Origin of the sequence: Scleromatobacter humisilvae (assembly GCF_023231945.1) — a bacterium.
Taxonomy (GTDB): Bacteria; Pseudomonadota; Gammaproteobacteria; order Burkholderiales; family Burkholderiaceae_C; genus Scleromatobacter; species Scleromatobacter humisilvae.
Window position 1 is genome coordinate 22,210 of record NZ_JAJLJH010000014.1, and the last position, 23,357, is coordinate 45,566.

Annotated in this window: 21 protein-coding genes; 8 read left to right on the top strand and 13 right to left on the bottom strand. The window is 67.9% G+C overall.

Annotation, left to right across the window (positions count from 1 at the left end; all coding sequences use genetic code 11):
• Position 1 precedes the first annotated feature (1 nt).
• Positions 2-1,219 carry a polyhydroxyalkanoate depolymerase gene (locus LPC04_RS26935; protein ID WP_275685421.1) on the bottom strand — a complete coding sequence of 406 codons (1,218 nt, stop codon included), beginning with the start codon at positions 1,217-1,219 and terminating at the stop codon, positions 2-4.
• A gap of 101 nt (positions 1,220-1,320) precedes the next feature.
• Here LPC04_RS26935 and LPC04_RS26940 point away from each other — a divergent pair, with 101 nt between their 5' ends.
• The gene (locus LPC04_RS26940) at positions 1,321-2,034 is read left to right on the top strand and encodes a glutathione S-transferase family protein (protein ID WP_275685422.1); all 714 of its coding nucleotides are present in this window, start codon (positions 1,321-1,323) and stop codon (positions 2,032-2,034) included.
• Positions 2,035-2,037: 3 nt separating this feature from the next.
• On the opposite strand, the gene LPC04_RS26945 is transcribed toward LPC04_RS26940, so the two are convergent.
• On the bottom strand, positions 2,038-2,457 hold the full coding sequence (locus LPC04_RS26945) for a cupin domain-containing protein (protein WP_275685423.1): 420 nt from the start codon (positions 2,455-2,457) through the stop codon (positions 2,038-2,040).
• A 204-nt stretch (positions 2,458-2,661) separates the two neighbouring features.
• On the opposite strand from LPC04_RS26945, the gene LPC04_RS26950 reads away from it, so the two are divergent.
• A complete protein-coding gene (locus LPC04_RS26950; protein ID WP_275685424.1) occupies positions 2,662-4,032 on the top strand; it encodes a DUF3999 family protein in 1,371 nt (456 codons plus the stop codon).
• A 13-nt stretch (positions 4,033-4,045) separates the two neighbouring features.
• Here LPC04_RS26950 and LPC04_RS26955 read toward each other — a convergent pair whose 3' ends face one another.
• Entirely contained in the window at positions 4,046-4,441 is a 396-nt protein-coding gene (locus tag LPC04_RS26955) for a hypothetical protein (protein ID WP_275685425.1), read from the bottom strand.
• A gap of 49 nt (positions 4,442-4,490) precedes the next feature.
• Positions 4,491-5,909, bottom strand: coding sequence for an aldehyde dehydrogenase family protein (locus LPC04_RS26960; RefSeq protein ID WP_275685426.1), 1,419 nt, complete (start codon positions 5,907-5,909; stop codon positions 4,491-4,493).
• 110 nt (positions 5,910-6,019) lie between these two features.
• On the opposite strand from LPC04_RS26960, the gene LPC04_RS26965 reads away from it, so the two are divergent.
• Entirely contained in the window at positions 6,020-6,916 is an 897-nt protein-coding gene (locus tag LPC04_RS26965) for a LysR family transcriptional regulator (RefSeq protein ID WP_275685522.1), read from the top strand.
• A 319-nt stretch (positions 6,917-7,235) separates the two neighbouring features.
• Complete coding sequence (locus LPC04_RS26970) at positions 7,236-7,526, top strand: hypothetical protein (protein ID WP_275685427.1); 291 nt, start codon at positions 7,236-7,238, stop codon at positions 7,524-7,526.
• Positions 7,527-7,533: 7 nt separating this feature from the next.
• Here LPC04_RS26970 and LPC04_RS26975 read toward each other — a convergent pair whose 3' ends face one another.
• The 5 genes from LPC04_RS26975 to LPC04_RS26995 all read right to left on the bottom strand — a co-directional run bounded on the left by LPC04_RS26975 (position 7,534) and on the right by LPC04_RS26995 (position 11,258).
• Positions 7,534-8,169 (bottom strand): lipocalin family protein, encoded by a 636-nt coding sequence (locus LPC04_RS26975; RefSeq protein ID WP_275685428.1) that lies wholly within the window; start codon positions 8,167-8,169, stop codon positions 7,534-7,536.
• Positions 8,170-8,176: 7 nt separating this feature from the next.
• Entirely contained in the window at positions 8,177-8,446 is a 270-nt protein-coding gene (locus tag LPC04_RS26980) for a hypothetical protein (protein ID WP_275685429.1), read from the bottom strand.
• A gap of 65 nt (positions 8,447-8,511) precedes the next feature.
• Positions 8,512-10,038: a S41 family peptidase gene (locus tag LPC04_RS26985; protein ID WP_275685523.1), complete on the bottom strand. Its 1,527-nt coding sequence runs from the start codon at positions 10,036-10,038 to the stop codon at positions 8,512-8,514.
• A 15-nt stretch (positions 10,039-10,053) separates the two neighbouring features.
• A complete protein-coding gene (locus tag LPC04_RS26990; protein ID WP_275685430.1) occupies positions 10,054-10,704 on the bottom strand; it encodes a ChrR family anti-sigma-E factor in 651 nt (216 codons plus the stop codon).
• Positions 10,701-11,258 carry a sigma-70 family RNA polymerase sigma factor gene (locus tag LPC04_RS26995; RefSeq protein WP_275685431.1) on the bottom strand — a complete coding sequence of 186 codons (558 nt, stop codon included), beginning with the start codon at positions 11,256-11,258 and terminating at the stop codon, positions 10,701-10,703. The genes LPC04_RS26990 and LPC04_RS26995 overlap by 4 nt, the downstream gene beginning before the upstream one ends.
• A 366-nt stretch (positions 11,259-11,624) precedes the next feature.
• Between LPC04_RS26995 and LPC04_RS27000 the strand changes: the two genes are divergently transcribed.
• Positions 11,625-12,524, top strand: coding sequence for a PDC sensor domain-containing protein (locus tag LPC04_RS27000; protein ID WP_275685432.1), 900 nt, complete (start codon positions 11,625-11,627; stop codon positions 12,522-12,524).
• A gap of 57 nt (positions 12,525-12,581) precedes the next feature.
• Positions 12,582-14,081 carry an ATP-binding protein gene (locus LPC04_RS27005; protein WP_275685433.1) on the top strand — a complete coding sequence of 500 codons (1,500 nt, stop codon included), beginning with the start codon at positions 12,582-12,584 and terminating at the stop codon, positions 14,079-14,081.
• Positions 14,082-14,443: 362 nt separating this feature from the next.
• On the opposite strand, the gene LPC04_RS27015 is transcribed toward LPC04_RS27005, so the two are convergent.
• From LPC04_RS27015 to LPC04_RS27025, 3 genes are all read right to left on the bottom strand, one after another.
• The gene (locus LPC04_RS27015; RefSeq protein WP_338055488.1) at positions 14,444-14,737 is read right to left on the bottom strand and encodes a lipid A-modifier LpxR family protein; all 294 of its coding nucleotides are present in this window, start codon (positions 14,735-14,737) and stop codon (positions 14,444-14,446) included.
• Between the two features lie 184 nt (positions 14,738-14,921).
• Positions 14,922-15,851, bottom strand: coding sequence for a hypothetical protein (locus LPC04_RS27020; RefSeq protein WP_275685435.1), 930 nt, complete (start codon positions 15,849-15,851; stop codon positions 14,922-14,924).
• A 61-nt stretch (positions 15,852-15,912) separates the two neighbouring features.
• Positions 15,913-17,541 (bottom strand): S53 family peptidase, encoded by a 1,629-nt coding sequence (locus LPC04_RS27025; protein ID WP_275685436.1) that lies wholly within the window; start codon positions 17,539-17,541, stop codon positions 15,913-15,915.
• A gap of 181 nt (positions 17,542-17,722) precedes the next feature.
• Between LPC04_RS27025 and LPC04_RS27030 the strand changes: the two genes are divergently transcribed.
• Together LPC04_RS27030 and LPC04_RS27035 are read left to right on the top strand one after the other, a co-directional pair.
• Positions 17,723-18,394: a hypothetical protein gene (locus tag LPC04_RS27030; RefSeq protein ID WP_275685437.1), complete on the top strand. Its 672-nt coding sequence runs from the start codon at positions 17,723-17,725 to the stop codon at positions 18,392-18,394.
• Positions 18,395-18,463: 69 nt separating this feature from the next.
• A complete protein-coding gene (locus LPC04_RS27035; RefSeq protein WP_275685438.1) occupies positions 18,464-20,695 on the top strand; it encodes a c-type cytochrome in 2,232 nt (743 codons plus the stop codon).
• Position 20,696: 1 nt separating this feature from the next.
• Here LPC04_RS27035 and LPC04_RS27040 read toward each other — a convergent pair whose 3' ends face one another.
• Positions 20,697-23,246 carry an ATP-binding protein gene (locus LPC04_RS27040; RefSeq protein ID WP_275685439.1) on the bottom strand — a complete coding sequence of 850 codons (2,550 nt, stop codon included), beginning with the start codon at positions 23,244-23,246 and terminating at the stop codon, positions 20,697-20,699.
• Positions 23,247-23,357: the final 111 nt, after the last annotated feature.

Genomic DNA, 23,357 nt, shown 5'->3' on the forward strand with positions numbered 1-23,357 from the left:
CCTAGCCCGAGATGCCGATCACGTCGCGCACGATCGGATAGATCTGGTTCTGCCAGCGCTTGCCGCTGAACACGCCGTAGTGGCCGACGTTGGGCTGCACGTAATGCGTGCGCAGGTAGGGCCGCAGGCTGCTCGCGAGATCCTGCGCGGCCAGCGTCTGGCCGATCGCGCAGATGTCGTCGCGTTCGCCTTCGATCGTCACCAGCGCCGTCCGGCGGATCGCGGCGGGGTCGACCTTGCGGCCGCGGAAGGTCAGCTGACCCTGCGGCAACGCGAACTGCTGGAACACCTGCGAGACGGTCTCGAGGTAGAACTCCGCCGACAGGTCGGCCACGGCCAGATATTCCTCGTAGAAGACGCGCGTGACGTCGGCGCGGTCGAAGTCACCCTCGAGCAGTTGCCGGTAGTAGTCGCGGAACGCGTTCTCGTGGCGCTCGCGGTTCATGCTGATGAAGGCCGACAGCTGCACGAAGCCCGGATAGACGCGGCGGCCGCCGCCCGCGTGCTGCCACGGCACGGTGCTGATCAGGTTCTGCTCGAACCACTCGATCGGCCTGGACATCGCCAGCCTGTTGACGGCAGTCGGGCTGATGCGGCAGTCGATCGGGCCCGCCATCAGCGTCAGGCTGGCCGGCGTCGCCTCGTGCCTGTCCTCCGACATCAACGCCACCGCCGCCAGCGCCGCGACCGTCGGCTGGCACACGGCCAGCACATGCCCGCCCGGGCCGAGCGCCGCGATGAACTGCATCACGTGCTCGATGTATTCGTCGAGGCCGAAGCGGCCCGCCGCGAGCGGCACGTCGCGCACGTTGAGCCAGTCGGTGACGTGGACGTCGTGGTCCGGCAGCGCGGTGCGCACCGTGTCGCGCAGCAGCGTGGCGAAGTGGCCCGACATCGGCGCCACCACCAGCAGCCTGGGCTGGCCAGTCACGCCCGGCTTGTGGAAGCGCAGCAGTTCGGCGAACGGCGTGCGCGCGGCGACTTCCTCCACGACGGGCTGCTCCTCGCCCTCGACCATCACGCTCCCGATGCGCCACGGCGGCCGGCGATGCGTCACCTCCGACAGCTCGAACACCTTGCTCGCAGCCATCGAGGGTCGCGCGATGTTCGCGAGGCCGGCCCGCGGCGGCTCGCTGCCCAGCATCGCTCCGTGCACCTTCGCCAGGTGGCGCAGCGGCCGCAACAGATCGGACTGCGCCTGATACGCGTGGTACATCATGGAATCCCCAGCAGCTTCACCGAAGAGGCGTTGCAACAAGCATGCCGCGGGCCGTGGCACGCGCCTTGCGTCGGGCAAGACGCCGACGCCACGGAGTTCCCATGCCCGCATCCGCCAAGAGCCCGACGAAGCCCGCTGCCCGCAAGGCCGCCGCGAAGACATCCGTCGCGACGCTGACGATCAGCAGCAGGAACTACTCGTCGTGGTCGCTGCGCGGCTGGCTGCTCGCGAAGTTCTCGGGGCTGGACTTCACCGAGACGATGGTCTCGCCCGACGACGCCGACGCGCGCCGCGAGCTGCTGCTGCTCGCGCCGTCGATCCGCGTGCCCTGCCTCGTGCACGACGGCGCGCGCGTCTGGAACACGATGGCGATCGCGCACTACCTCGACGAGGCGTGTCCGGATGCCGGCCTGTTCCCCGTCGACCGCGTCGCCCGCGCACACTCGCGCTCCATCTGCGGCGAGATGAACTCCGGGTTCGCGAACCTGCGCTCGTCGCTGCCGATGAACCTGAAGGCGCGGCTGCCGGGCCACAAGATCTGGGCCGGCGCGCAGCCCGACATCGACCGCATCGTCGAGATCTGGACCGAGTGCATCGCGGCCTACGGCGGCCCGTTCCTGTTCGGCGAACAACGCGGTGCAGCGGATGCGATGTACGCACCCGTGGTCACGCGCTTCCTGACCTACGACGTCAAGCTCAACCGGCCCTGCATCGAATACACGCGCACGATCATGGCGATGCCCGAGATGGCCGAGTGGATCGCCGCCGCCCGGCTCGAGCCCGACGACATCGAAGAGCTCGACATGGACTTCTGAGGCTCACCACGCGTGCGGTGCGGGCACGTCGCACGGCGCGGGCATGTCGATCGACGCGAAGTCGGCGGGCGCGACGATCTCCAGGTACTCCATGTCCGGCGAGTAGTCGAACAGGTAGTGGACGATGCCCGGCCGCTGGTGGACGCAGTCGCCGGCCTCGACCAGCGTCTCCCGGTCGCCGTACATGAACTTCGCCCAGCCCTTGGTCATCAGGACGATCTGGAACTGGGCCTCATGCCGGTGCCAGCCGGTGCCCTTTTCCGGTGCCATGTTGGCTTTCACAAGGTGCGCGATGACCCTGCCGTGCGTGGCCGCCGCGACGCCGAGATCGCGGTACAGGAAGAAGTCGCGCAGGCCGTCGCTGCGCCAGGGCGTGTCGCCCGGCTTGACGTGCGAGAACTCGGTGGCAGTCTGAACCGTCATGTGGCAAGCCCTCCCGCGGAAGTTGAAGCCCGCGCGGGAGGCATGCATAAGCTGTACCAGTTTGCTGCACCGCAGCGTCGCCGCTCGCAAGCGCCATCCGCGAGAGGCGCTCCATAATTCGCCAGGGCGATTCGGCGGAGAGCGCGCTTGGAACGGTTGCGGCATCGGCTGACGAGGCAAGGATTCGCAGCATGCGGCCTGGCGATGCTCGCGTGCGCGCGGGCGCTCGCGGCCCCTTCCGGCCCGGCGCCCACGCTGCCGCTGGTGTTGTCCGGCAAGGGCCCGGTCTACACGCTGGACGTCGACGCCCAGGCCCGCCAGCTGTCGGCCTCGGCCACGCTCGGCGACCTGCGCGTGCGCAACGCCGCGGGCGAGACGATGGCGTTCGCGTGGGCGGAGTCGCCGCCGGCGAGCGCACCGCAACTCGTGACCGCGCATCTGTACAAGGCCCCCGGCGACGCGGGGCCGCGCCAGGCCTGGATCGTCGACACGCACGGCGCCGACGACGACCTGCTGCGCCTGGACCTCGCGCTCGAACGCGACACCCAGGGCGTCTACACGCTGCGCATCGAGGCGAGCGACGACCTGCAGCACTGGCGCACGCTGCTGGAGGACGCCCCGCTGGTGCAGCTGCAGGCGCTGCCGCAGGTGGGCGCCCCCGGGGCGCTCGCGACGCTGGCCGGGCGCGCGCATCCGAGCGCCGATGGCATCGATCTGGACAACGTGCCCGCGCGCTACCTGCGCCTGACGACGGCGCCGCGCTCCGCCATACCGCCCTTGGTATCGGCGTCGGTCACGCGCGCGCCGCACCGGCCGGCGCCGGCGCCGCTCGAATGGAGCACGGCCATCGCCGCCGCCGGCTGCGAGGAGACCTCGTGCGACTACCCGCTGCCGCCCAACACGCCCGTCGCGGCGGTGCAGGTCCTGCCCGCGGAGGTCGACACCATCGGGCAAGTGATGGTGCTGGGCCAGGTCGACGCGAGCCGCCAGGCGGCGTCGCGCCCTTCGCTGCTGCGTGGCTCGTTGCAGGCGCTGCGGCTGAAGGCGACGCGTTACGCCGGCAAGGCCGGCCTGGTGTGGGAAAGCGCCGCGATCGCGAGCGTCTACTGGCTCTCGCAGGCCTCGGGTGCGCCCGACCTGCACTCGCCGCCGGTGCGCCTGGACGGCGAGACCTGGCAGGCCTTGCGGGTCGAGACCTTCGGCCCGATCAGCCAGCTGGGCCGCGCCGCGCCGGCGATCCGCATCGGCGTTCGCCAGCGCCAGCTGGTGTTCGTGGCGCGCGGCGCCGGCCCGTTCGTGCTCGCGCGCGCGACGCCCGCGGATCGCGGCGCGCCGATGTCGCTGGCCGAGCTGATGCCGGAACGCCGCGCGGACGCCCCGCTGCCCGCGGCCTCGGCCGCGATCGCGCCGGCGGTCGTGGCCTCGGCAGCCCCGACGCCCGACCCGTCGACGGCGGCGGCGTCGAACGCGCCGTGGCTCTGGATCGCACTGCCCGCCGGCCTCGTGCTGGTCGGCGCCGTCGCGTGGACGTTGCGGCGAAGACTGCACGCGGCTATGGCCAGCAAACAGGCGTGAGCCGGAGCCGGCGTCAGCTCGCCGGCACGTCCACGACCAGCCGCGCATCGATCTCGCGCACGCGTTCCTCGGTGTAGTAGCCGCCGAATTCCGTGTAGCGCAGGAACGCGCGCGCGCAGGCCTTGCAGCGCCACGCGTCGCAGCGGTTGTACGGAAACCAGGCGGGCGCAATCGGAGCGTCCGGCGACCAGGCGTGCGTGCCGGCGGGGTGGTACTCGGCGACCGTCGGATCGTCGAGCGACGCGTCGCGCAACGTGCCCACGCGCTCGAGGGCGTCGCGCGCGACGCTGCCCGGCCACGCCTCCCAACCCGGGCAGACGAGCGCCTCGCAGGCCGGGCATGTCGAACGCGTGCGGGCCCGTGCCAGCTCGACGAGGTCGGCGGCGGTGAGAGGGGCGGGATCGGCCATGGGGGCATTCTGCAGCCTCCGGTCGATCCCGATCGTCGCGGCGCGGCAGTCACGCCGTCATGACCGTCTTGGCTTCGAGGAACGACTCCAGTCCGAACAGGCCGAACTCGCGACCGACGCCCGACTGCTTGTAGCCGCCGAACGGCGCCAGCGGGTCGTGCTGCATGCCGTTGATCGCGACCCGTCCGGCCTCGAGTCGGCGCGCGACGGCCTGGGCGTGCCGGGTGTCGGCGGAGAACACGTACGCATGGAGTCCGAAGGCCGAGTCGTTCGCGATGGCGACCGCGTCGTCCTCGTCGCGATAGGTGATGATGGACAGCACGGGGCCGAAGATCTCTTCCTGCGCGATGGTCATGTCGTTGCCGACGTTCGCGAAGACGGTCGGCTTGACGAAGAAGCCGCGGTCGAACCCGCGCGGGCGACCTTCGCCGCCGGCGACGAGCGTCGCGCCTTGTTCGAGGCCGCGGCGGATGTAAGCCTGCACGCGGTCGAACTGGTTGCGGTTGGCCATCGGGCCGATGGTCGTGGCCGGGTCGGCCGGGTCGCCGACCTTCATTGCGGCCACCGCCGCCTGGGCCAGTTCGACGACCTGCGCCAGGCGCCTGTGCGGGACGAGCAGTCGCGAGCCCGCGATGCACGCCTGGCCGTTGTTCTGGAAGGCGATGTTCAGCGCTGCCGGGACGGCCTTCTCGAAATCCGCGTCCTCCAGCAGGATCGTCGGCGACTTGCCGCCCAGCGCCAGGCTCACGCGCTTCATCGTGTCGAGCGCCTGGCGCGCGATGATCTTGCCGGTGCCGGTCGAGCCCGTGAACGAGATCCGGGCGACGTCGGGATTCGTGCTCAGCTCGGTGCCCACGACGTCGCCGCGCCCGTTGATGATGTTGACGACACCGGCGGGCAGGTCCGCCTCGTGGAAGGCCTCGGCCACGATCCGGGTCTGGATGGCGCTCATCTCGCTGGGCTTGATGACCGTCGTGCAGCCGGCCGCGATCGCCATCGCGAGCTTGCTGCAGATGGAGCCGGCGTTGCTGTTCCACGGCGTGATCAGCACGGAGACGCCGACGGGCTCCATGACCACGATGGCCGAGCCCACGCGGCGCTCGAACTCATAGGTCTCGAGCGTGCGGGCGGCGTCGAGGAAGGCCTGGGCGGCGTACTGCGACACCCACGAAGCGCGCGACACCGGGCCACCGTACTCCTCGATCGTCGCGTCCCGCAGCGCCTCGGCTCGGGCGATCACGGCGGCATGCAGGCGCTCGAGCATCCCGATGCGCTGCGCCTTGGACGTGCGCGAGAACGCCGGCAGGGCGGCCTTGGCCGCCGCGATGGCCCGCTGGGTGTCTTCCTTGTCGGCCAGGACGACATGGCCGATGACTTCCTCGGTGGTCGGATTGACCAGCGGGAAGCGTTCGGTGCCGTGCGGCTTGACGAAGGCACCGTCGATGTAGATGTGGTCGATGTTGCGCATGGAGGGCTCCTGGACTGGGGTTGTCGATCGGGTACGGAAGGAATTTAGGCGCCAATGTTTGATTTGATAAGATGGACAAATATCGATGAGACGTGCTTGGAATCAGGACAATGCACAAATCAGGTCTGGTCGAGCTCGAGGCGGTGCTGGCGGTGGCTCGGCGCCGCGGCTTCCGCCCTGCGGCCGTCGAGCTGGGAATGTCCACGTCGGCGCTGAGCAGCGCCGTGGCGGGCCTCGAGGCGCGGCTGGGCGTGCGCCTGTTCCATCGAACGACGCGCAGCGTGTCGCTGACCGAAGCGGGCGAGCAGTTCGTCGCGCGTGTCGGGCCGGCCATGTCCGAGATCCGGGGCGCGACCGAGGCGGCGACCAGCCAGCGGCAGAAGCCGGCGGGCACGCTCCGCATCAACGCCGCACTCGGCGCGGCCCGCATGGTGTTCACGCCGCTCGTCGTGGAGTACCTGCGGCGCTACCCGGACATGACCATCGACATCGTGACCGAGGGCCGCATGATCGACATCGTGGCCGAGGGCTACGACGCGGGCCTGCGGCCCAGCGAACTGGTGCCGCGCGACATGATCCGCGTGCCGATAGGCCGGGACATGCGCATGGCGGTCGTGGCCACGCCGGAATACTTCGAGCGGCATCCGAAGCCGAAATCGCCGTCAGACCTGGCACGACACCAATGCATCCGGGCGCGCCTGCCCAACGGAGCGCCATACCGGTGGGAGTTCGCAAGGCGAGGCGAGACATTGCACGCCGATGTCCCGGGCAACCTCGTCCTCGACGCGCCGCTGCTCATGCTCGATGCGGTGCGCGCCGGCGTGGGGCTGGCGCACCTTGCCGAGTGGTACGTGGCCGAGGATCTCGAGGCCGGCCGCCTCGTGCGCGTGCTGCAGGAATGGACACCGCCTTTCCCGGGCCTTGCCCTGTATTACCCGGCGGGCCGGCACATGCCTGCGGGGCTGCGCGTGTTCATCGACTTGATTCGAGAGCTGGAAATTCGATAGGCTGCCGCCCGCGACACGGCCGCGCCCGGTCAAGGCCAGTCATGCACGACCTCCGCTTGATGACCCCAGGCCTCCACGAGGTGGCGAAGCGAGTCATCTCCATCCTCCGCGGTGCGCACGCGTTTGATCTCATGGAGACCTGACTGTCGCTCCGACCGGCGCGATTGCCTTGGAATCGCCACCGTCGGACGCACGGCCATAGTGACCCGCGAAAGGGAAATGAGCGTACAACCGCTTGCAAGATTTCCATCACCGTCGAGCTGAGCGGCATCCCCGTTGCTGGATTCCTGTAGTGGAGGGCTGATCCAAGGAGCCCAAGATGGAGCGACAGAAGAGCACGGAAATTCAAGAAGCCTGCAAGCTCATCCACCAATGGAATGAGTTCTTCCTCGGAGGACGTGACCCACCCGTTGGCCCAACGGGGCTGGTCATGGCGGTTGCAACCGTGAAGCGCTATCTGGAGCGTGAACGGGCAGACGGGAAGCCGATCCGGGAACTGGAAGTTGCTGAACACCTCTTGGCCACGCGCGAAGGCGTCCGATGGGTCTTGCCGTTCGTGCTCAGCGCCGAGTCGATGGAAGCCTCGAAGCGTCGGACGGCCCTGGGCTAGATAACGATCATCGCCCGGTTGCACTCGGGTCGGAGGGGACGTCGGCGTGGGACTGGGGGACACGCTGCAGCTTTGCGGTGTCATAACCCTGGGCACGCACGAACTCCGTCAAAGCCTGCAGATCCGTCTCCGACATCGTCGGAGAACGCGACATGATCCACACATAGTCACGCTTGTCGCGCGCAATCACGACCTGGCCGTAGTCGGCTGACAGGTAGGAAATCCGGTAATCAGCCTTGAACGGCCACACGTACTGCTGGCCCCAGATGGCGTTCGTGGCCGGGTCGACGATGATGCCTTTGGACGTGTACGTCTTGACGGGCCCGTCGGCCGAATCGGCGTTGAAGCTGAACGTGGTGGCCACCGAGCCGTCGGCATTGAGACGGTAGCTCTCCTTGGGGTTGTGCGCGCCTTTCTCGAGCCATGTGGGAATGCTGGCAATGACGTACCAGTCGCCCATGAACCGGGCCAAGTCCACATGGGGGACGAGTGCGAGCGGGTTCGCCGGAGCAGGCGCGCTTGCACAACCGGCCAGCACACTCGCCAGACAGGCGCTGAAAATCACCCTTGGGCGAAACCTCATCTGTTTTTCCTGGACGTTGAAGATTGAATGAGAAGCCAGCGAGGGAGCGGTGCGCGACACCTGGCGGCTAGTTGCTGGCGCAGGGGTCGCATGGCGGGTCGCCGACGCTCGGGCTCGCACCCGCGCTTGCGGCCTCCTCTTCCGCGGCGGTGAGGTAGGCGGCTCCCAGTTCGCTGAGAATCAGATTGCCCGAGGCGTCGTAGGTGAGGAGCGCGACGGCGAAAAGAAAGCCCAGCTCCCGAGTCATGTTGGCGACCGGGTCGCCCACCAGAAGCGTGCCGTCGTCGCGAACGCGGCGCATGATCTCGAACTGGGCTGGGGTCAATGCGTTGGGCATGATCGTGAATGCATTGGCGAAAAGGGTTCTGTCAATGGAACGCGGCGATCAGGTTCATGGGCGCGTCAGGCAAGGAGCCGGTGAACGGCCGCCATCTCCAGGTCCTCGGAGTCGACCAGCGACTCGAAGGTCGTCCGGACTTCGACATCGGGTGCAAGCCCGGCGTCCGGCGGATTGCCAGGCGCAAAGCGCGCGATGAGCGGCACGTCCACCTCCAGGCCACAGGCCGGCAGCCGCAAGAAGAAGAATGCACCGCCGTTGATGCCACGCTGGTTGCCGCCGGTCGTCCGTCCGACGAGCGTTGCAAGACCCGAGGCTCGAGCGCGCTCTGCGAACTGGAACGTCGCGGAACTGTTGTCAGGGCCGATCAGCACGAACACCCTGCCCGCAAACCGAGGCTTGCGCGGGAGGATACGTGCGCGTCCGCCAGGCCCGTCGTCACCTTTGAGACTGAAGAAGCGATCGTCGACGCGCCGGGCATCCGGGCCCCAGTGCCGAAACGACGGATCCCAGGTGTCGAGGTAGGGCTCGAGGTCCGAGGGGACGTCACGGTAGCGCACCAGGCGTGGCGGGCTGGCGACCTCGATGGGCTCGGCGGTCAGGTACGGCAGGATCTCGTCGCCGACGTCCAGCCCACCCTCGTTGCCGCGCAAGTCGAGCACGAGCGCACGCGGCGGAGCCGCCGTGAGCTTCTCGAAACACTCACCAATGAATTTCTTCCAGTCCCATCTCGATCTGTACAAGGCCCAGTCGGGCATGCTCAGCACGGTCACCTTCGAGTCCAATCGCTCGAAGCGCCAGCCCGCCCTGGCATCGTCGACAGCGACGCGGCGGGCGGCCAAGCGCTGTTCGTCGCTGAGGGGCGCCACGGTCACCTGGCGGGGCAGGCCGTCGGCCGAGACGATGTCGAGGGACATCGCCGGGGAGAGCGCGGCGGTCGTCAGCGCCAGCAGGATGTCGAAGGTCTCATACCGTTCCAACCCCCTCACCTCCAGCAGCGCGATGCGCTTGGCGTCATTGGATCCGTCAGCGCGCGTCAGCGCCATGAGTCGCTGCAGGAGCTCGCGCGTGGGAACGCCGGAAATGCCGACGATTTGCGTGCCAAGCGGCAGACGCTGCTCGACGCTCAGGTCGCGCGTGACCACCATTCGGCCGTCGAGCCATCGAAACTCGCACGGGATTCGGTTGGCGCCCTCGAAGAGACTGCGACGTACCGCGTCTGACTGGTTGTAGAAGTTCGCATAGGTGTGGCCGCAGCGCACGGCGGCCGTCAGGCGCGCCAGGGCAAGGTAGGAACGAGCTTGCCAGTCGCCAGACGACGCAGAGGCCACGAACTCCTCGCGCAGCGTGTCGAAGTGCTGGCGCATCTGCGAAGGGGTGTTGTACCGATGAAGACCGGGATGGAGCGCCTCGCAGGCACGCTGGACGAGGTCGCAGTCCGCCAACAGTGCGGCGGCCGTGGGGGACGCGGACGTGGAAGGGCGTTCCGCGTTGGCGGACACGGCAGCCAGCGTCGCTGCGCCCAACACCGCGAACGACCGCCGCGTCAGGGCTGGCTCGCCCGGCAAGCGTGGCCAGATCGCGGGTGTCATGCTCACGCCTGCTCCTCAGATGCCGATGAGTGCGCCGATCCACCGCGCGATCACGCCGTCATGGACGAGGCGACCGTCCACGCTGGCAAGGCAGATGCACTCGCTGTCAGCCCGGACAACCGGTTGATGCCGCACCGTCGAATCGGTGCAATCGAAGTCGCCCGCCATGAAGACCGCTCGCCCGTCATCGAATGATCCGAACAGCACTTGGGTGAGTTCCTCGCCGGAATGGGTGTGGACGGGCATGCAGCTGCCGGCCGCGATCCTGAGCAGGAACACGTTGGCGTGCGGCGCGTCGGCCAGCTTGACCCGGCTCCAGCGCATGCCCGGTGCAACCGGTCGCCAGCGCGAAATCCTGCAGTGCCGAAGGCTGCGCGGCCAGTTCATGCCCGGCGGCAGCGAGGGATGCCGGCTGACCGCGGGCTGCGTGGGAGGCGGGCGCGGTGCGTCGATCCTGGCCATGACTGCCTCGAAGGTCCCGCGAGGGAGTTCGGCAGGCACCTCGTCGAGAACCAGCGAGCCGCCGATCGACTCGAAGCGCCGTGTTGCTTGCCGGCAGGCCGCACACCGCTCGAGGTGGGTGGCGACCAGCAGCGCCTGCCCGGCGGCCAAGTTGCCGCCCGCATGACGAAGGAGCAACGAATCGTCGGGATGGTGTCGAATCACAGCGGGTACTCTTCCAGCAACTGACGCAGGCGGGCGGCCGCAGCGCGCAGCCTCGTCTTGACCGTGCCAAGCGGCAAGGTCAGCTCGGCTGCAATGGCCGAATGCGACTTGTCTTCGTAGAAGCTGAGCTGAACCAGTGTGCGCTGCTCCGAACTCAGCTGGGCCAATGCCGACCGGACATCGCGGCTCATGCGCATTTGCGCCAGGCGTGTGTCGGAGCCTTCAGCGGGATCTGCCACGTCTTCGACATGCGTGCTTTCGAGGGCGAGCCAGGCGGCCCCTGCGCCGCGATGGCGGTCGATGCGCAGGTTTCGCGCGATCGTGAACAGCCATGCGGCCACGCGCGCGCGATCGGGGTCGAACTGCGCAGCCTTGCGCCATACCAGCACGAAGGTGTCCTGCACCAGGTCGTCGACCGAGTCCGGCGCGCTCCCCGTGCGAATGAGCCAGGACTTCAGCCGAGGGGCGAAGTGACTGAACAGCCGCTCGAACGCGGCACGATCCTGTTGGCGGGCGACCGCAAGCATGCAGGCGTCGAGTTGGTCCTGATCCATAGCGCCTTCACGCGGGCTCTTTTCGACAAGGCGCAATTCCGGACGCCGCCGGGGGGCGGGCCGCTGCGGGCTGGACGACGGCAAGCCGGTCGGATTGTGGGCCATGTCGCGAATACGAGCATGACATCGAATTGGATTGACGCGTCGACCGGCATCGCGTCTCGCGAGCGATGAACTGCGTCGCTGACTCGGATGGCGATGCCGTTTGTCCTGGACAAAACTCGCGCTGATATCCGGGCGTTGGGCACGCCTTCTGCCGAGTTCCGCAGACCGGGGATGCTTTTCAAACGAGAATCCGGCACCCCAGTTCATGAGGCTGGCCCTCCATCGAATGCCCAACTCGCACTGCGAACCGGAACGGGACAAATGCCGCGCGTTGCCACGATTCCTGTACGCAGCCTCTGCTTCGCGATGGTCGTCGGTGCGCTCGCGGCCTTGGCACGCGCGCTGCTGCAGCCCCTGCTGGGCGACGCACTGCCGTTCGTCTTCGCCTTTCCTGCCATCGCGCTCGCGTCTTCCTTGTGGGGCGCGTCCGCGGGGCTGGCGGCCGCACTCGTGGCGGCCCTGGCTGTCTGGATGCCGGCCATTCCGCCCGCGATCGCGCCGCAATACGAGGCCATCCAGTTTGCGTGTTTCGCGCTGGCGTCTGTCGTGACCGCAATGGTGTGTGGCCGGCGCTTGCCGGTGCCTGCAGACATCACGACGCCCGCAAGACCCGAGACACCGTTGACCACCTGGCTGCGAGCGGTTCTCGCGTTCGCCGTATTCGTCCCCCTGGCGGCGCTGGTAGGCGTCTCATGGTGGACGCTCGATCGCGCGCAGGCGGCCTCCAACGCGAGCCTGGTCCACGCCAGTGATCTCGCCTTCCGCCACGCAGAGAGAACCTTCACGGTGGCCGAGGAGATCGCGCGCCGCGTCGAAGGCGCCACCCGCCTGTCGGACGCAGAGGCGCGTGCGCTGGAACCTGCTATCCACGTTCGGCTGGCGGACATGACGGCTGGCGTGAGCGCCGTCGTGAATGCCAGCGTCTGGAGCAGCAGCGGATCGGTTCTCGCACGAAGCGACGCCTTTCCGGTCGATCGGTCTTTCTCGATTGCCGACCGTCAGTACTTCCAGGTGCTGCGCGATGCGAGGCTGCCGGTGGCGGTCAGCCAGGTCATGGTCGGGCGGCAGTCCGGAAAGAATGTACTGAGCGTCGCGATCCGGCGGCAGTCGGAGTTGGCAGCCTTCGCCGGCGTCGTGAGCGTGACCCTCGCACCGTCCTAATTCAGCGACTACTACGGGTCCCTCGCGCACGAGGAGCCGACACTGGCGACGTTCGCCTTGCTGCGTACCGACGGAGCTGTGCTTGCGCGATGGCCTGTCGATGCAAGAGCGGGCGACCTGGCGAGCGATGCGCAACTGCTGAAGCTGATCGGAACGGGCGCGGCGTCGGGTGCGTTGACGGTGGCGGGCGACGCAGGACGCGGCGTGCAGTCGGCCAGCTTCCGACGCGTCGGTGACCTGCCGGTCTACGTCGTCGCGGGCGTCAGCCGGTCAGCCATGCTCGGCGGATGGGCGAAGACGGTCGGGATGCTCGCGGTGATCATGCTGCCCATCACGGCGGGGCTGGTGTACGTGACCTGGGTCGCGCTTCGCAAGACACGGGTCGAGGCCGCGATTTCCCGGCAACTTCGCGAGGAGGTGCATGCGCGTGCCGACGCGGAGCGCCGCATCCTGGAATCCCAGCGCCTCGAGACGTTGGCGGTGGTCACGGGAACCGTCGCGCATGACTTCAACAACATGCTGGCCATCATCACGTCCAGCATCCACGTCCTCAAGCTTCGCAAGCCGGAGCTCGCGGACGAAAAGTCGATCGGAGCCATCTCGCGTTCCGTGCAGGCGGGTGTCCGGCTGACCCGACAGTTGCTCTCTTTCTCGAAGAAGCAGGCCCTGAGGCCGGAGGTCATCCGCTTCCAGTCCTGGCTTCCCGCAGCGGACGCACTCATGCGGGCCACCCTGGGCGCCAGCGCGCGGTGGATCGCGTCCGTCGATGACGACACCCTTCCGGTGAGCGTCGATGCAGGTGAGCTGGAGTTGGCGCTCGTCAACATCGTGCTCAATGCGAAGCACGCGATGAAGTCCCCCGGCGAATTGAAGCTCCATATCTCCAACGACGAGTCATCCCCTGCGGATGCGCCCATGGTCATCGTCTGCGTGATCGACGACGGGGAAGGTATCCCCGCGGAGGTGCTGCCGAACGTGTTCGAACCGTTCTTCACGACGCGCCAGCGCGGCGTCGGCTCGGGCCTCGGCCTGACGCAGGTCCAGGGCTTCTGCAGGCAGGCGGGCGGCAAGGTCACCATCCAGAGCGTCGTCGGCGAAGGCACGACCTTGTGTCTGCACCTGCCCGGCCTCTTGAATGCAGAGGTGGGCGACTCTCCGGCCTTGCAGATCGTCACGAAGATCAGCGCGCGTCTCCTGCTGGTCGAAGACAACGAAGACGTCGGGAAGACCACGGAGCAGATGCTCCAGAGCTCGGGCGTCGAGGTCGTGCGGGTCACGAGCGCGGACGCCGCGCTGGCCTACCTCGCATCGGCAAACCCGTTTCCCCAGATCGTGTTGAGCGACATCGCGATGCCGGGCAGGATGAATGGCATCGGCCTGGCGTCCGCGCTGAGCCGCCTTTATCCCGGGCTTCCAGTGATCCTGAATACCGGCTACGCCGATCAACTGGAAGAAGGCACCGCCAAGGGAATGCGAGTCTTTCAAAAGCCGGTGCCGCCGGAACTCCTGCTCGCGGAAATCCAGGAGTGCCTGCGCGACGTCTCGAACGGGGCCTGACGGAAGACGACGCGCGAGCTCGGATCCGTTCAAGACGCTCGAATCCAGCGTCAAGCCGATCACGATCGACGTTGGGTCGCTGGACGGGAAGTGGCTGTTCATCTATCGCGACCAGCACATCGCGACGGTCGCCGGCCCCAAGGCCAAGGCAAATGGCTCACCGAATGCGACGCCCGTCATCAAGCCCGTCAAAGTTAAATTGGCAATGCCGTCGCGGCCTGTGCCAGAGCAGGGCGAGGCACCGAAGGCTTCCGAACCGCGGCGCATCGACTCGTCGGCGCCGCCGCAGACAACCTCGTGGAAGTCTGGTTGCGAACTGCGCGATACACGATCAGCCCTATGCTTGACCAGAACGGCAAGTCCTACGCAGGGGACGGTTCGGCTAAGGAGATCATTGAGAAGACCGCAACGGGCGCGTACGCGACGGGCGCTTTGCCCGGCTGCGCGTCGAGGTCGCTCGAGTACCCCGCCCCGGCGTACATGTACGACGCATAGGGCCGATCGGTGTGTTGCGGCCGCGCGATGCGCAGGTCCTTCGGAATGTAGGTCGCGTTTCCGAAGACCCAATGCCCGTCATCGGACTCCAGGGCGGGCTGCTCCATCGGCAAGCGGGAGGTGATCAGCGATGCGCCCTCGCGCAGCCATTGCCAGGCCATTGGGTGTCCCGCGGTAGGACTCGCTGACCGGCACCCCCATCGTGTAGCCGCGGTCGCTCGGGTGCCCAACCCTGCCCCAGGCATCGTTTTCGACGGCCCACGAACGGAACAAGGTCAATCAGATCGAGCCCTCCTCTTGGCCGCTACGGGTTTGAAATCGACGGGACGCGACAGGCAGGCTCCGTCAGCGCGTCAGCAATTGCTGAAGACGAAGGCGGGTCACGCTGTTCTGTGTCGACTTGGCGGTGGTCGCCGTGGCTCTCGCGACGGCGGCAGCGGCGGATGCCGCGGTGGCCGCAGCGCTTGCCGGCGGCACTCGCGCGACCGCGAACGTCATCGTGTCCTTGTTGGTGCGCTTGGCGGTCACGAGACCGTCCGAGCTGGGGCCGGCAAAGCGATTGAGTGTCCAGTTCGGGCCGCCGTCCAGGCCGTAGGCAACCGTGAAGTCGATCGTCGACGAGAAGTTCGGGACGTCGGGCGCGTCCGACAGCGGATCGTTCGCCAGCGTCTCCGTCACGCCGATGACGGGCATCATGTAGGCGTGCCATGCGGGATGCTTGTCGTCGTTCATCGTGTAGGGCAGCCCCGCGACGAGCGCCTCGCCGATGCCCAGGGTTCCCCGCAGCCCGTGTCGATCGGGCTCCGACAGCAGGGTGCTGCATTGCGCCGGAACCGGCGTGTTGTGGCTGAAGATCAGCGTAAAGGCGACATCGAACAGCCGGTGCTGCTCCTCGGACCACTGGGCCCCGAGAACTGAGTTGTAGCTGAGCGAGTTTGCGAAGGGCCGGATGAAGCTCAGGCTGGGGTTGACGCCCTGGTCGTTCGTCACTTCCAGCGTCAGGTCGACGCTCATGACAAAGTCTCCGGTCGTCAGGATGTTCAGGGCGTTCGTGTAGTCGGGTTGCGTCGTGCCGGCGCCGGCTTGAGCCTCGAAGCTGTCGTGCGCCGCCTTGACGGCCGTCAGCACTTCGCACTGCACTTCGTCCACAACATCGCTTACCTTGGGCCGGAGGTCGTGGGAATCCGCGATGCTGCTGAACCTGGGCAGCGTCGAACATCCGCACATCGCCGTGCAAAGACAGGCACCAATCGTCGTCATCTTGAATGTCCGCATCGCTGCTCCTTGTAGTGGCATATCGTGATGGTGTCGAACGCGTGGGCGTCCATGGCTGGTGTCAAAGCAGGCGCAGGATCTGCGTGCCGACAGGGGTGCCGAGCCCGGTACACGGATTCCATGGCGCGCCGGCGGTATAGCCGTTCAACGTCTGGTCGATCCCGTTGTCACCCGAGACAACACTGCGGAAGGCGCCGTTTCCCGCGTTCGCGTAGAGGAACGGATTCAGGAAGCCCAGGCGCTTCTGCTTCGCCTGGCCGAGGCGCGCGACCAGGGCGGCCATGAGCGGCGCGACGGCGCTGGTTCCGCCTGACACCGTGTCGACCCCGTCGACTCGCACGGCATAGTTCGTCGCGCACATCGCGATGTCGGGGACGCCCCGGCCTGTTCCGCCAGTCGCCAGGGAGGGCGGCATCTTCATCCCGGCTTGGTAGGACGGCACAGCGACGACCTGGCTGATCCCGCCGCCGCTCGCCCACCCGCCCCCGTCAGGCTGCAGGATGCTGAATGGGCTTTGGTCGTTCCAGACGACATCCGACCCCGACGCCGGATCGATCTGCGTGCCGCCGCATCCCAGCACGAACGGGTCGCTGGCCGGATAGTCGACGTGGACGTGGTTATCCCATTCCTGCGCAGGCAGGTCGGCGGTGCCGTGGTCGCCCGACGACGCGCAGACGGTGATGCCCATGGTGGCGGCCTGCGCGAACAACTCCTGCAGCGACGCGAGCAGGCTTCCGGTGAGCATGTCTTCCGGCTTGCCCCAGCTGATGGACAGGACGGATGGCCGGCGCTCGGTGTCGTTCACCGCGGCGCTGATGGTGTCGAACAGGCTCTGGTCCGTCGATGTCGACCCAAAATACACCACGATCCGCGCGCCCGGGGCCACCGCACCGGCGACTTCGAGGTCGAGCATCGACTCGAGGTCCCCGAGGTCATCAGCGGAAGCGGGGTTGCCGCCCGGCGTGCCCGAGGCGGTGACGATGGTCGGCATCGGCAGGCCGACGCGGGCGAAGTAGGCCTGCAGGTCGGTGGTGCGGTAGCCGCCTCCCAGTTCGATGATGCCGATCGTCTGCCCCGAGCCGTCCAGCGCCTGGGCGGCCTGCTGCTCCGGGAAATCGTAGGTCTTCGCGAAGAAGGTCGCGGCAACCCCGTCGGCGGGCAGGTTCGCGTTCGGCGACGCGAAGGCGAGCGAGCGCAGGTGGGGTGGCGTCTTGCGACGTTGCCGGGTGTCGAATCCGAAGATGCCCGTGATGATCCGCTCGAGCTCGACGGGAACGAGGATCTCGCCCTGCCTGCCGCGGTAGTCGCCCGACACGTGGTGGTAGCGCCTGAGGTTGGCCGGGAAGGCCCGCAGGAGGTCGCCCAGGGCTCCTGCAAGGACAATCGTCCTCGCCAGCGTGCTGCGATGGGCGACGAGCAAGTTGTGCTTCTGCGCGTACGACTCGAGCTGGTCGAGATCGTCCGCATGGGCGCCATAACGTGCGGTGATGTCCTCGTGGGTCGCGTAGTTGCGTTGCGCCAAGGGCAGTGCTGCCAGCGCATAGGCATGGCTAGCCAGTTCGGCCGGATCGCCCCGGGAGCGGAGGCGGACGGTCAGCCTCGCGATCTCCTTGGGGTCGACAGGCCCTGCCGGACGCGAATCGCGCAGGAGATTGCGGTGACTCTCCTTCAGCGCCACGAATCTGGTCATATCGGCTCTCCTCTTTCCATCATGCCCTCATCGTCGGGGCGCGTCGCCAGGGCCACATCCTCAGCCCTGATGACGCGACGAGGCACCGGCGGCCCTGGCGTCGATTTCACACCGTTAAAGGTCAGCGCGGCCAAGTGGCGAGATGATCCCGCATGTAGCCGATTCGCAAGATGGGTGACACATGCATCACGTCCATGAGGTTCGTACGCTGAGGCTCTTCCGCTTCGACGCGCCCGGAGGCACCAAGCTGCTCCTGGACGTGACGGGCATGGTGCCCACGTCCGGCTGGTCGCAGGCGCGGCTGGTCCCGCGGTTCGGAGCGCGCGAGCCGGTCGATGGCTTGTGGGAGTTCGATTTCGTCGCTCGCGCGCCTTCGGGCCTGGTTGTGGATGTCCCCCAGTGGACGGGCGCGACGCTGACCGTCGGCCGGCCCGACTGGTGCCGAGGCGTGCGGGTCTATGCCGCCACGAATGCAGAGACGACCGCGACGTTCGCGGCCGCGGTGCTCCTGCATGTCGACTGCGGCGACGCGGAGGCGCGCAAGCGTGAAGTACGCGTGACGCAGCCGGTCGCCGCGTACGAGGACAACTTCCAGTCGCTGGACCGCTCCACCTGTCGGCGGCAGCGCCACGAGCTGGTCCTGACGCTGTCCGGTCCCATCGAGCTGCCGATCCGGCGCGTCCTCGCCGACTTCGCCTGTTCGGCCGAGGCCGCACGGCTCGTGACCGAATATCCGCTGGGCGGCGGGGCGACGTGGCGCACTGCGTCGACGCTTCTCGAGCAACTCCAGATGGAACTCGGTGGCGACTTCCGGGCGCGCCTGGACGACCACATCAGCTGGATCGAATCCTGAGTCCTGGCGCTTGTCAGGACAACACCGCAACGCGCAGAATTCGCGCCAACGAGAACAGGGAGTGAGGCCATGGCCAACAAGGCATTCCTTGCCGCAGTCGCAGTGCTCGCGCTGCCGATCGTGGCTTCCGTCTACGGCGAGGGCTCGAATCGCCCGTCGAAGCAGGACGAACTCGCCAGGACGAAGGCAGCGCTCGTGCAGGCGCGCGCCGCACTAGCCGTGGCATCCGGAGCGACGACCGGCGAGGCGCTGAAGCCTCATCCCGAACTCCTGGCGCTAGCGAACAGGCCGCTGCCCAACGGATGCGGCGATGGCAGCAAGGAGAGCTGGACGCATTGGCGCGAACGCGCCGTCGCGTTCCTGCTCCAGCCACACGTGGCAGGCGATGGCGAGGCCAAATGGGACGAACCCGTGCTGGATCCGACCGACGTGGCGACGCGATCGAGCCAGATCCTCGTCGCCCTCGATGCCTGTGCCGACGCGAACCAGGTGCCGCCGGTCGGCCTGATGGACGACCTGCACCGCTTCGCGGCGGCGCAGGCCAACGCGAACTTCAACGTCCCCAATCCGCAGCACCAGTTGGGACACGGCGTGACCGACGACGAATACCTGCGGCTCGCGAGCGGAGCGCTGGAGTTGCCTTGCCTGTTGAAGAGCCAGGAATTCCTTTCCGCGATCTCCAGCCCAGACGGCTACCAGCGCGCCTGGGATCTGATCCAGGCGCAGAACGCCGGCAATCCCGTCGTCTGCAAGGGCGATCCCAGCGTGAGTCCTGATGCGCCGTGGACGGTGCTGATCTATCGGTCGAAGTTCCTGACGACGCCCGACAACGCCGGCACCCTTGGCCGCTTCTTCGTCCTGGCGCCTTCGCCGCCGGCCTATGCCTCCGCACCCAAGTCATCGCCTGCCGCGACGGCCAGCTACGACAGGTGGATCCAGTTCGGGATCTGGACGCCCGACGACGGCCCGACCGTCGCGAAGGTGGCGCCCAACAACGCCTCCATTGTGGCGTTCGCCACCCGGCCGGAGACGCCGTTCGACGCGATGATCGACTGGTTCCATTGCCCGGATGGCGAGTGCACCGACCAGCGGGCCCCCGATGCAGCGACGCTCGCCCACGGCGAGGACCTCGAGCCTGTGCCGGGCGCCGAACCTGCCGCGTCGGCCCCGATCCACCTGCACTATCGCCTCGCTGTCACCGGCCAGGCGGAGGACTGTCAGCAGTGCCACAAGATGGCGCCGCTCAGCATCCACCCCCAGGCCGTCTACCACCTTGAGCACGGCGTGCTCCGGCGCTCCGGCGACCCCGAGCTCGATCCCACGGTCAAGGCGCTCAACGATCGAATCGCGGGCGTGGCCTACAGGAGGCCGCCACGCTGGCGCACGAGCAACAAGGACCGCTTTGGCGATCCGCTCGATTACGGCAGCATCCCTTTCGGCCCCGTTCCCGGCACCTACGGCCTCGACAACCGCAATCCCGACTATCTGCGCGCCTGCGCCGCGCCTTACGTGATCCCGCCGGAGATCATCGATCAGTTCGGCAAGGCAATGAATTGCGCCGAGTGCCATTCGGGGCGCGACAAAGGCTACGGCATGCTGAACTATCCGCAGGCCACCACGAAGAAGCCCTTCGTGCCCATCGTCTCGGGGCCGAACGCCCTTTCCAACCGGAACTTGATACAGGCGCACATCTTGTCGGGCGTGATGCCTCGCGCGGGGCTTAAACCCAATCCACCGCCCCCCTTGCCCATCGAGGCGCGCGAGGCGCTGTACCGTTGCTTGTCGAAGGAATACCTGGACTTGACGACGATGACGGGGCTTTTCGTCGACGGATTCATGCCGGATGTGCCGGCCGTGCCCGCTGCGGCCCACGTCTTCGATGCCCACGCGGTGAAGACCGCCGGCGTGCCGGCGTCGATCGTCGTGCCGAGGACGCTGCGGCTCGCGACCACGCCCGGGCCTGCGCAGCCCCCGGGCAATCCGGCGACGTTGTTCGACAAGCATTGCTCGGACTGCCATTCGACCAAGGCGGGGGAGCAATGGGACGGGCCTTCATTGTTCGGCGTCGTCGGCCGCAAGATCGGCAGCACGGACTTCACCGGCTACTCGACGGCCCTGCAGAGCCTCGGCCGCGATCAGGGCATGGTGTGGAACCAGGCGCTGATCATCGAGTTCCTGGCCGACCAGGACGCGTTCGTCACGAAGTACGGCAAGCAACCCGCGCAATCGGCCATGAACCTGCGATTTCCGGACAGCGGCATGCGCGCGGCCTTCGCGGCGTACCTTGCGACGCTGCACTGATTCAGTCGGCGAGTGCCCGGGCGGTTGCCTCGTCGTCCGAGAGCGTGGCGCCCCGGGCCTTCCAGTCCGCGAGCGCGTTCGTGCCCATGGTTTGCTCGAGAGCCGCGACCACCGCGCGATAGACATTGCTTTCCACGGGCTCGCGCTGACCCTGGCGTGAATCCATCATTGCATCGGAGCGGCCGATGATCTGCGCAGCCAGTTCGACCCGTTGTTGTCGAAGCGCCAGCAGGGCCATCAGGTCCAGGCCCTTCCACAACGAGCCATGGCGCCGGTCGAGCTCGGCCGATCGGCGCGCCAGAGGCAAGGCCTCTTCCACCCGGCCGCACATGGCAAGTGCCATCGCCAGGTTGAACACGAACACGTGGGTGTGTTCCACCTCGCCTTCCCGCTCGGCCAGGTCGACCAGTTCGCGGCCGCGCTCCACGGCCTCCTCATAGCGCTCGAGCGAGGCGGCGCACTGCTCCGTCGCCATCAACGAGAACAGGATCTTGGCGATGTCCCCCTGGGCGCGCGCCAACGCGAGTTCCTCCCGGGCGATGTTCTCGCCCTCGGCGTACAACCCGAGCTCGTTGGCCAGATAGTCGCGGGCATTGAGAAGCTCCCAGCGCGACATGGGAGGCCACGAGGGCGCGTGGAGGGCCGCCATCTGCTGGATCGCGAGCTCGCCTTGTGCGCGGTCGCCACATCTCGTCGCGTCGATGGCCAGCCTTCCCAGCGCGGTGTAGAGCAACGCCGCGTCGCCTTGCTCACGCAGCAGGTCGACCGCACGCGCGGACAACGGCAGGTTCTGCTCGCTGGGCGCGCCATGGTTCAAGCGGCACGTCTCGACCAGCAGCCGCGCCTCGATGCAGGGCGGTACCCGCGAATCTCCATCGCGCGCCATCTCGGCAATCTGGTCCAGCGCGCGCCAGCAGTGGCGCAAGCCCTCCGTGCCATGGCCACTGCTGCCGAACAGCCACGCCAGGGACAAGGCCAGGTCCGCATGCAGGACCGGATCGGCGTCCGCGGCCCAGTCCAGCGCGGCCCGCCCGTTGTCCAGGTCAGGCAGGAAGCGCCTGCGCCGCTCCTGCGAGGGCTGATCCCATTCGAGGGCCAGCGATTCCCGGAACAGGTCCCGGAACACGCAGGCATGTCGGCGTTGGGCGAGTTCCGTCTCGCCCGACGCCCGTCGCATCGCGCGCGTGTAGAGGCGCGCGCTCTCGAGCAACCGGTAGCGCGGTGGATCGGTGCTGTCCACCATGATCAGCGACTTGTCGACGAGGCTGCCAATGTGCTCTATCGCCCAAGGATCGCCGTGCCCGTCGGTACCGGCGGGCTCAGCGCCCAGCAATCGCTCCGCCTGCTCGAGCCCGAACGTTCCCGCGAAGACGCCCGCGCGCGCGAATGCCTTGCGCTCGGCCTCGTTGAGCAGCCGCAGGCTCCAGTCCAGGGTGGCACGCAGCGCGCGATGCCGCGGCAACCCGCTGCGCGCGCCGTCAGTCAGCACCTGCAGGCGATCGTCCAGGCGCGCGCGCACCGTTGACAGCCCGAGGAGCGGCACGCGAGCGGCGGCCAGCTCGATGGCCAGCGGCAGCCCGTCGAGACGACGACAGATCTCGGCCGCGTCCTGCATTCCGGCCTCGTCGAGCGCGAACCGCGGCGCCCGGGCCTCCACGCGCGCCACCAGCAGCCGCACCGCACCGTGGCCGGCGACGCTCGGATCATCGGGTGGCGGCACCGACAACGGCGGCAGGCGGTAGACGTGCTCGTCGCGCACCTTGAGCAGTTCCTGGCTGGTTGCCAGCAGGCGCACACCGCGCGTTCGTTCGAGCAGTGCCGCGGCGAGCGCGCCCGCCTCGTCGATGACGTGTTCGCAGTTGTCCAGGACCAGCAAGCGGGGCGTCTCGCCCAGGGCGTCCGCGAGTTCCTCGAAGACCGGCCGCTCGCCCGGAAGCCGCAGGCCTAGCGCGCGCGCGACCGTTGCCGCCAGCAGCGAGGCGTCAGCCAAGGGCGCGAACTCCACGACCCACGCGCCTGCCTTGAAGCGATCGGCGAGCTGGCGCCCGACCGCCTGCGCAAGACGCGTCTTACCGATGCCTCCCGGCCCGCTGAGGGTGACCAGGCGGTGTTGTCCGACGAGGGCCACGACCTCGTCCAGCTCCGCCTCGCGGCCGATGAGCTCGGACTGGAACGGCAGGATATTGCCCCCACGCCGAGGGGTCGCTTCCGGCTGCGCCTGCGCGATGGCGGCAGGGGAGCCGCGTGCGAGCGCCGCGCTGAATCGATAGCCGATGCCGGGTATCGTCGTGATCGCCTCATGCCCGAGCACCCCGCGCAGATTGGAGATCTGCACCGACAGGTTGTTCTCCTCGACGACCAGCCCGGGCCAAGCGGTATCCATGAGCGTGTTGCGGGAAACGACCCGGCCGGCGTGCTGGACGAGCGTGAGCAGCACGTCGAAGGCACGGCTGCCGATCGGTGTGGGCGCGTCGCGGACGGTCAGGACGCGCTCCTGGGGACGCAGCTCGAACTCCGCAAAACGATAGGCGCCCCATTCGGTGCTCTCCATGCCCGCAAGCCTCCCAGCTCAAGGCGCGACTGTAAGTCGATCGCCGGCCGCAGGCAATGTCGCGTGGGGCGGTGGTGATTCACATCTCTTTAGACGCCTGAAGGACTTGTC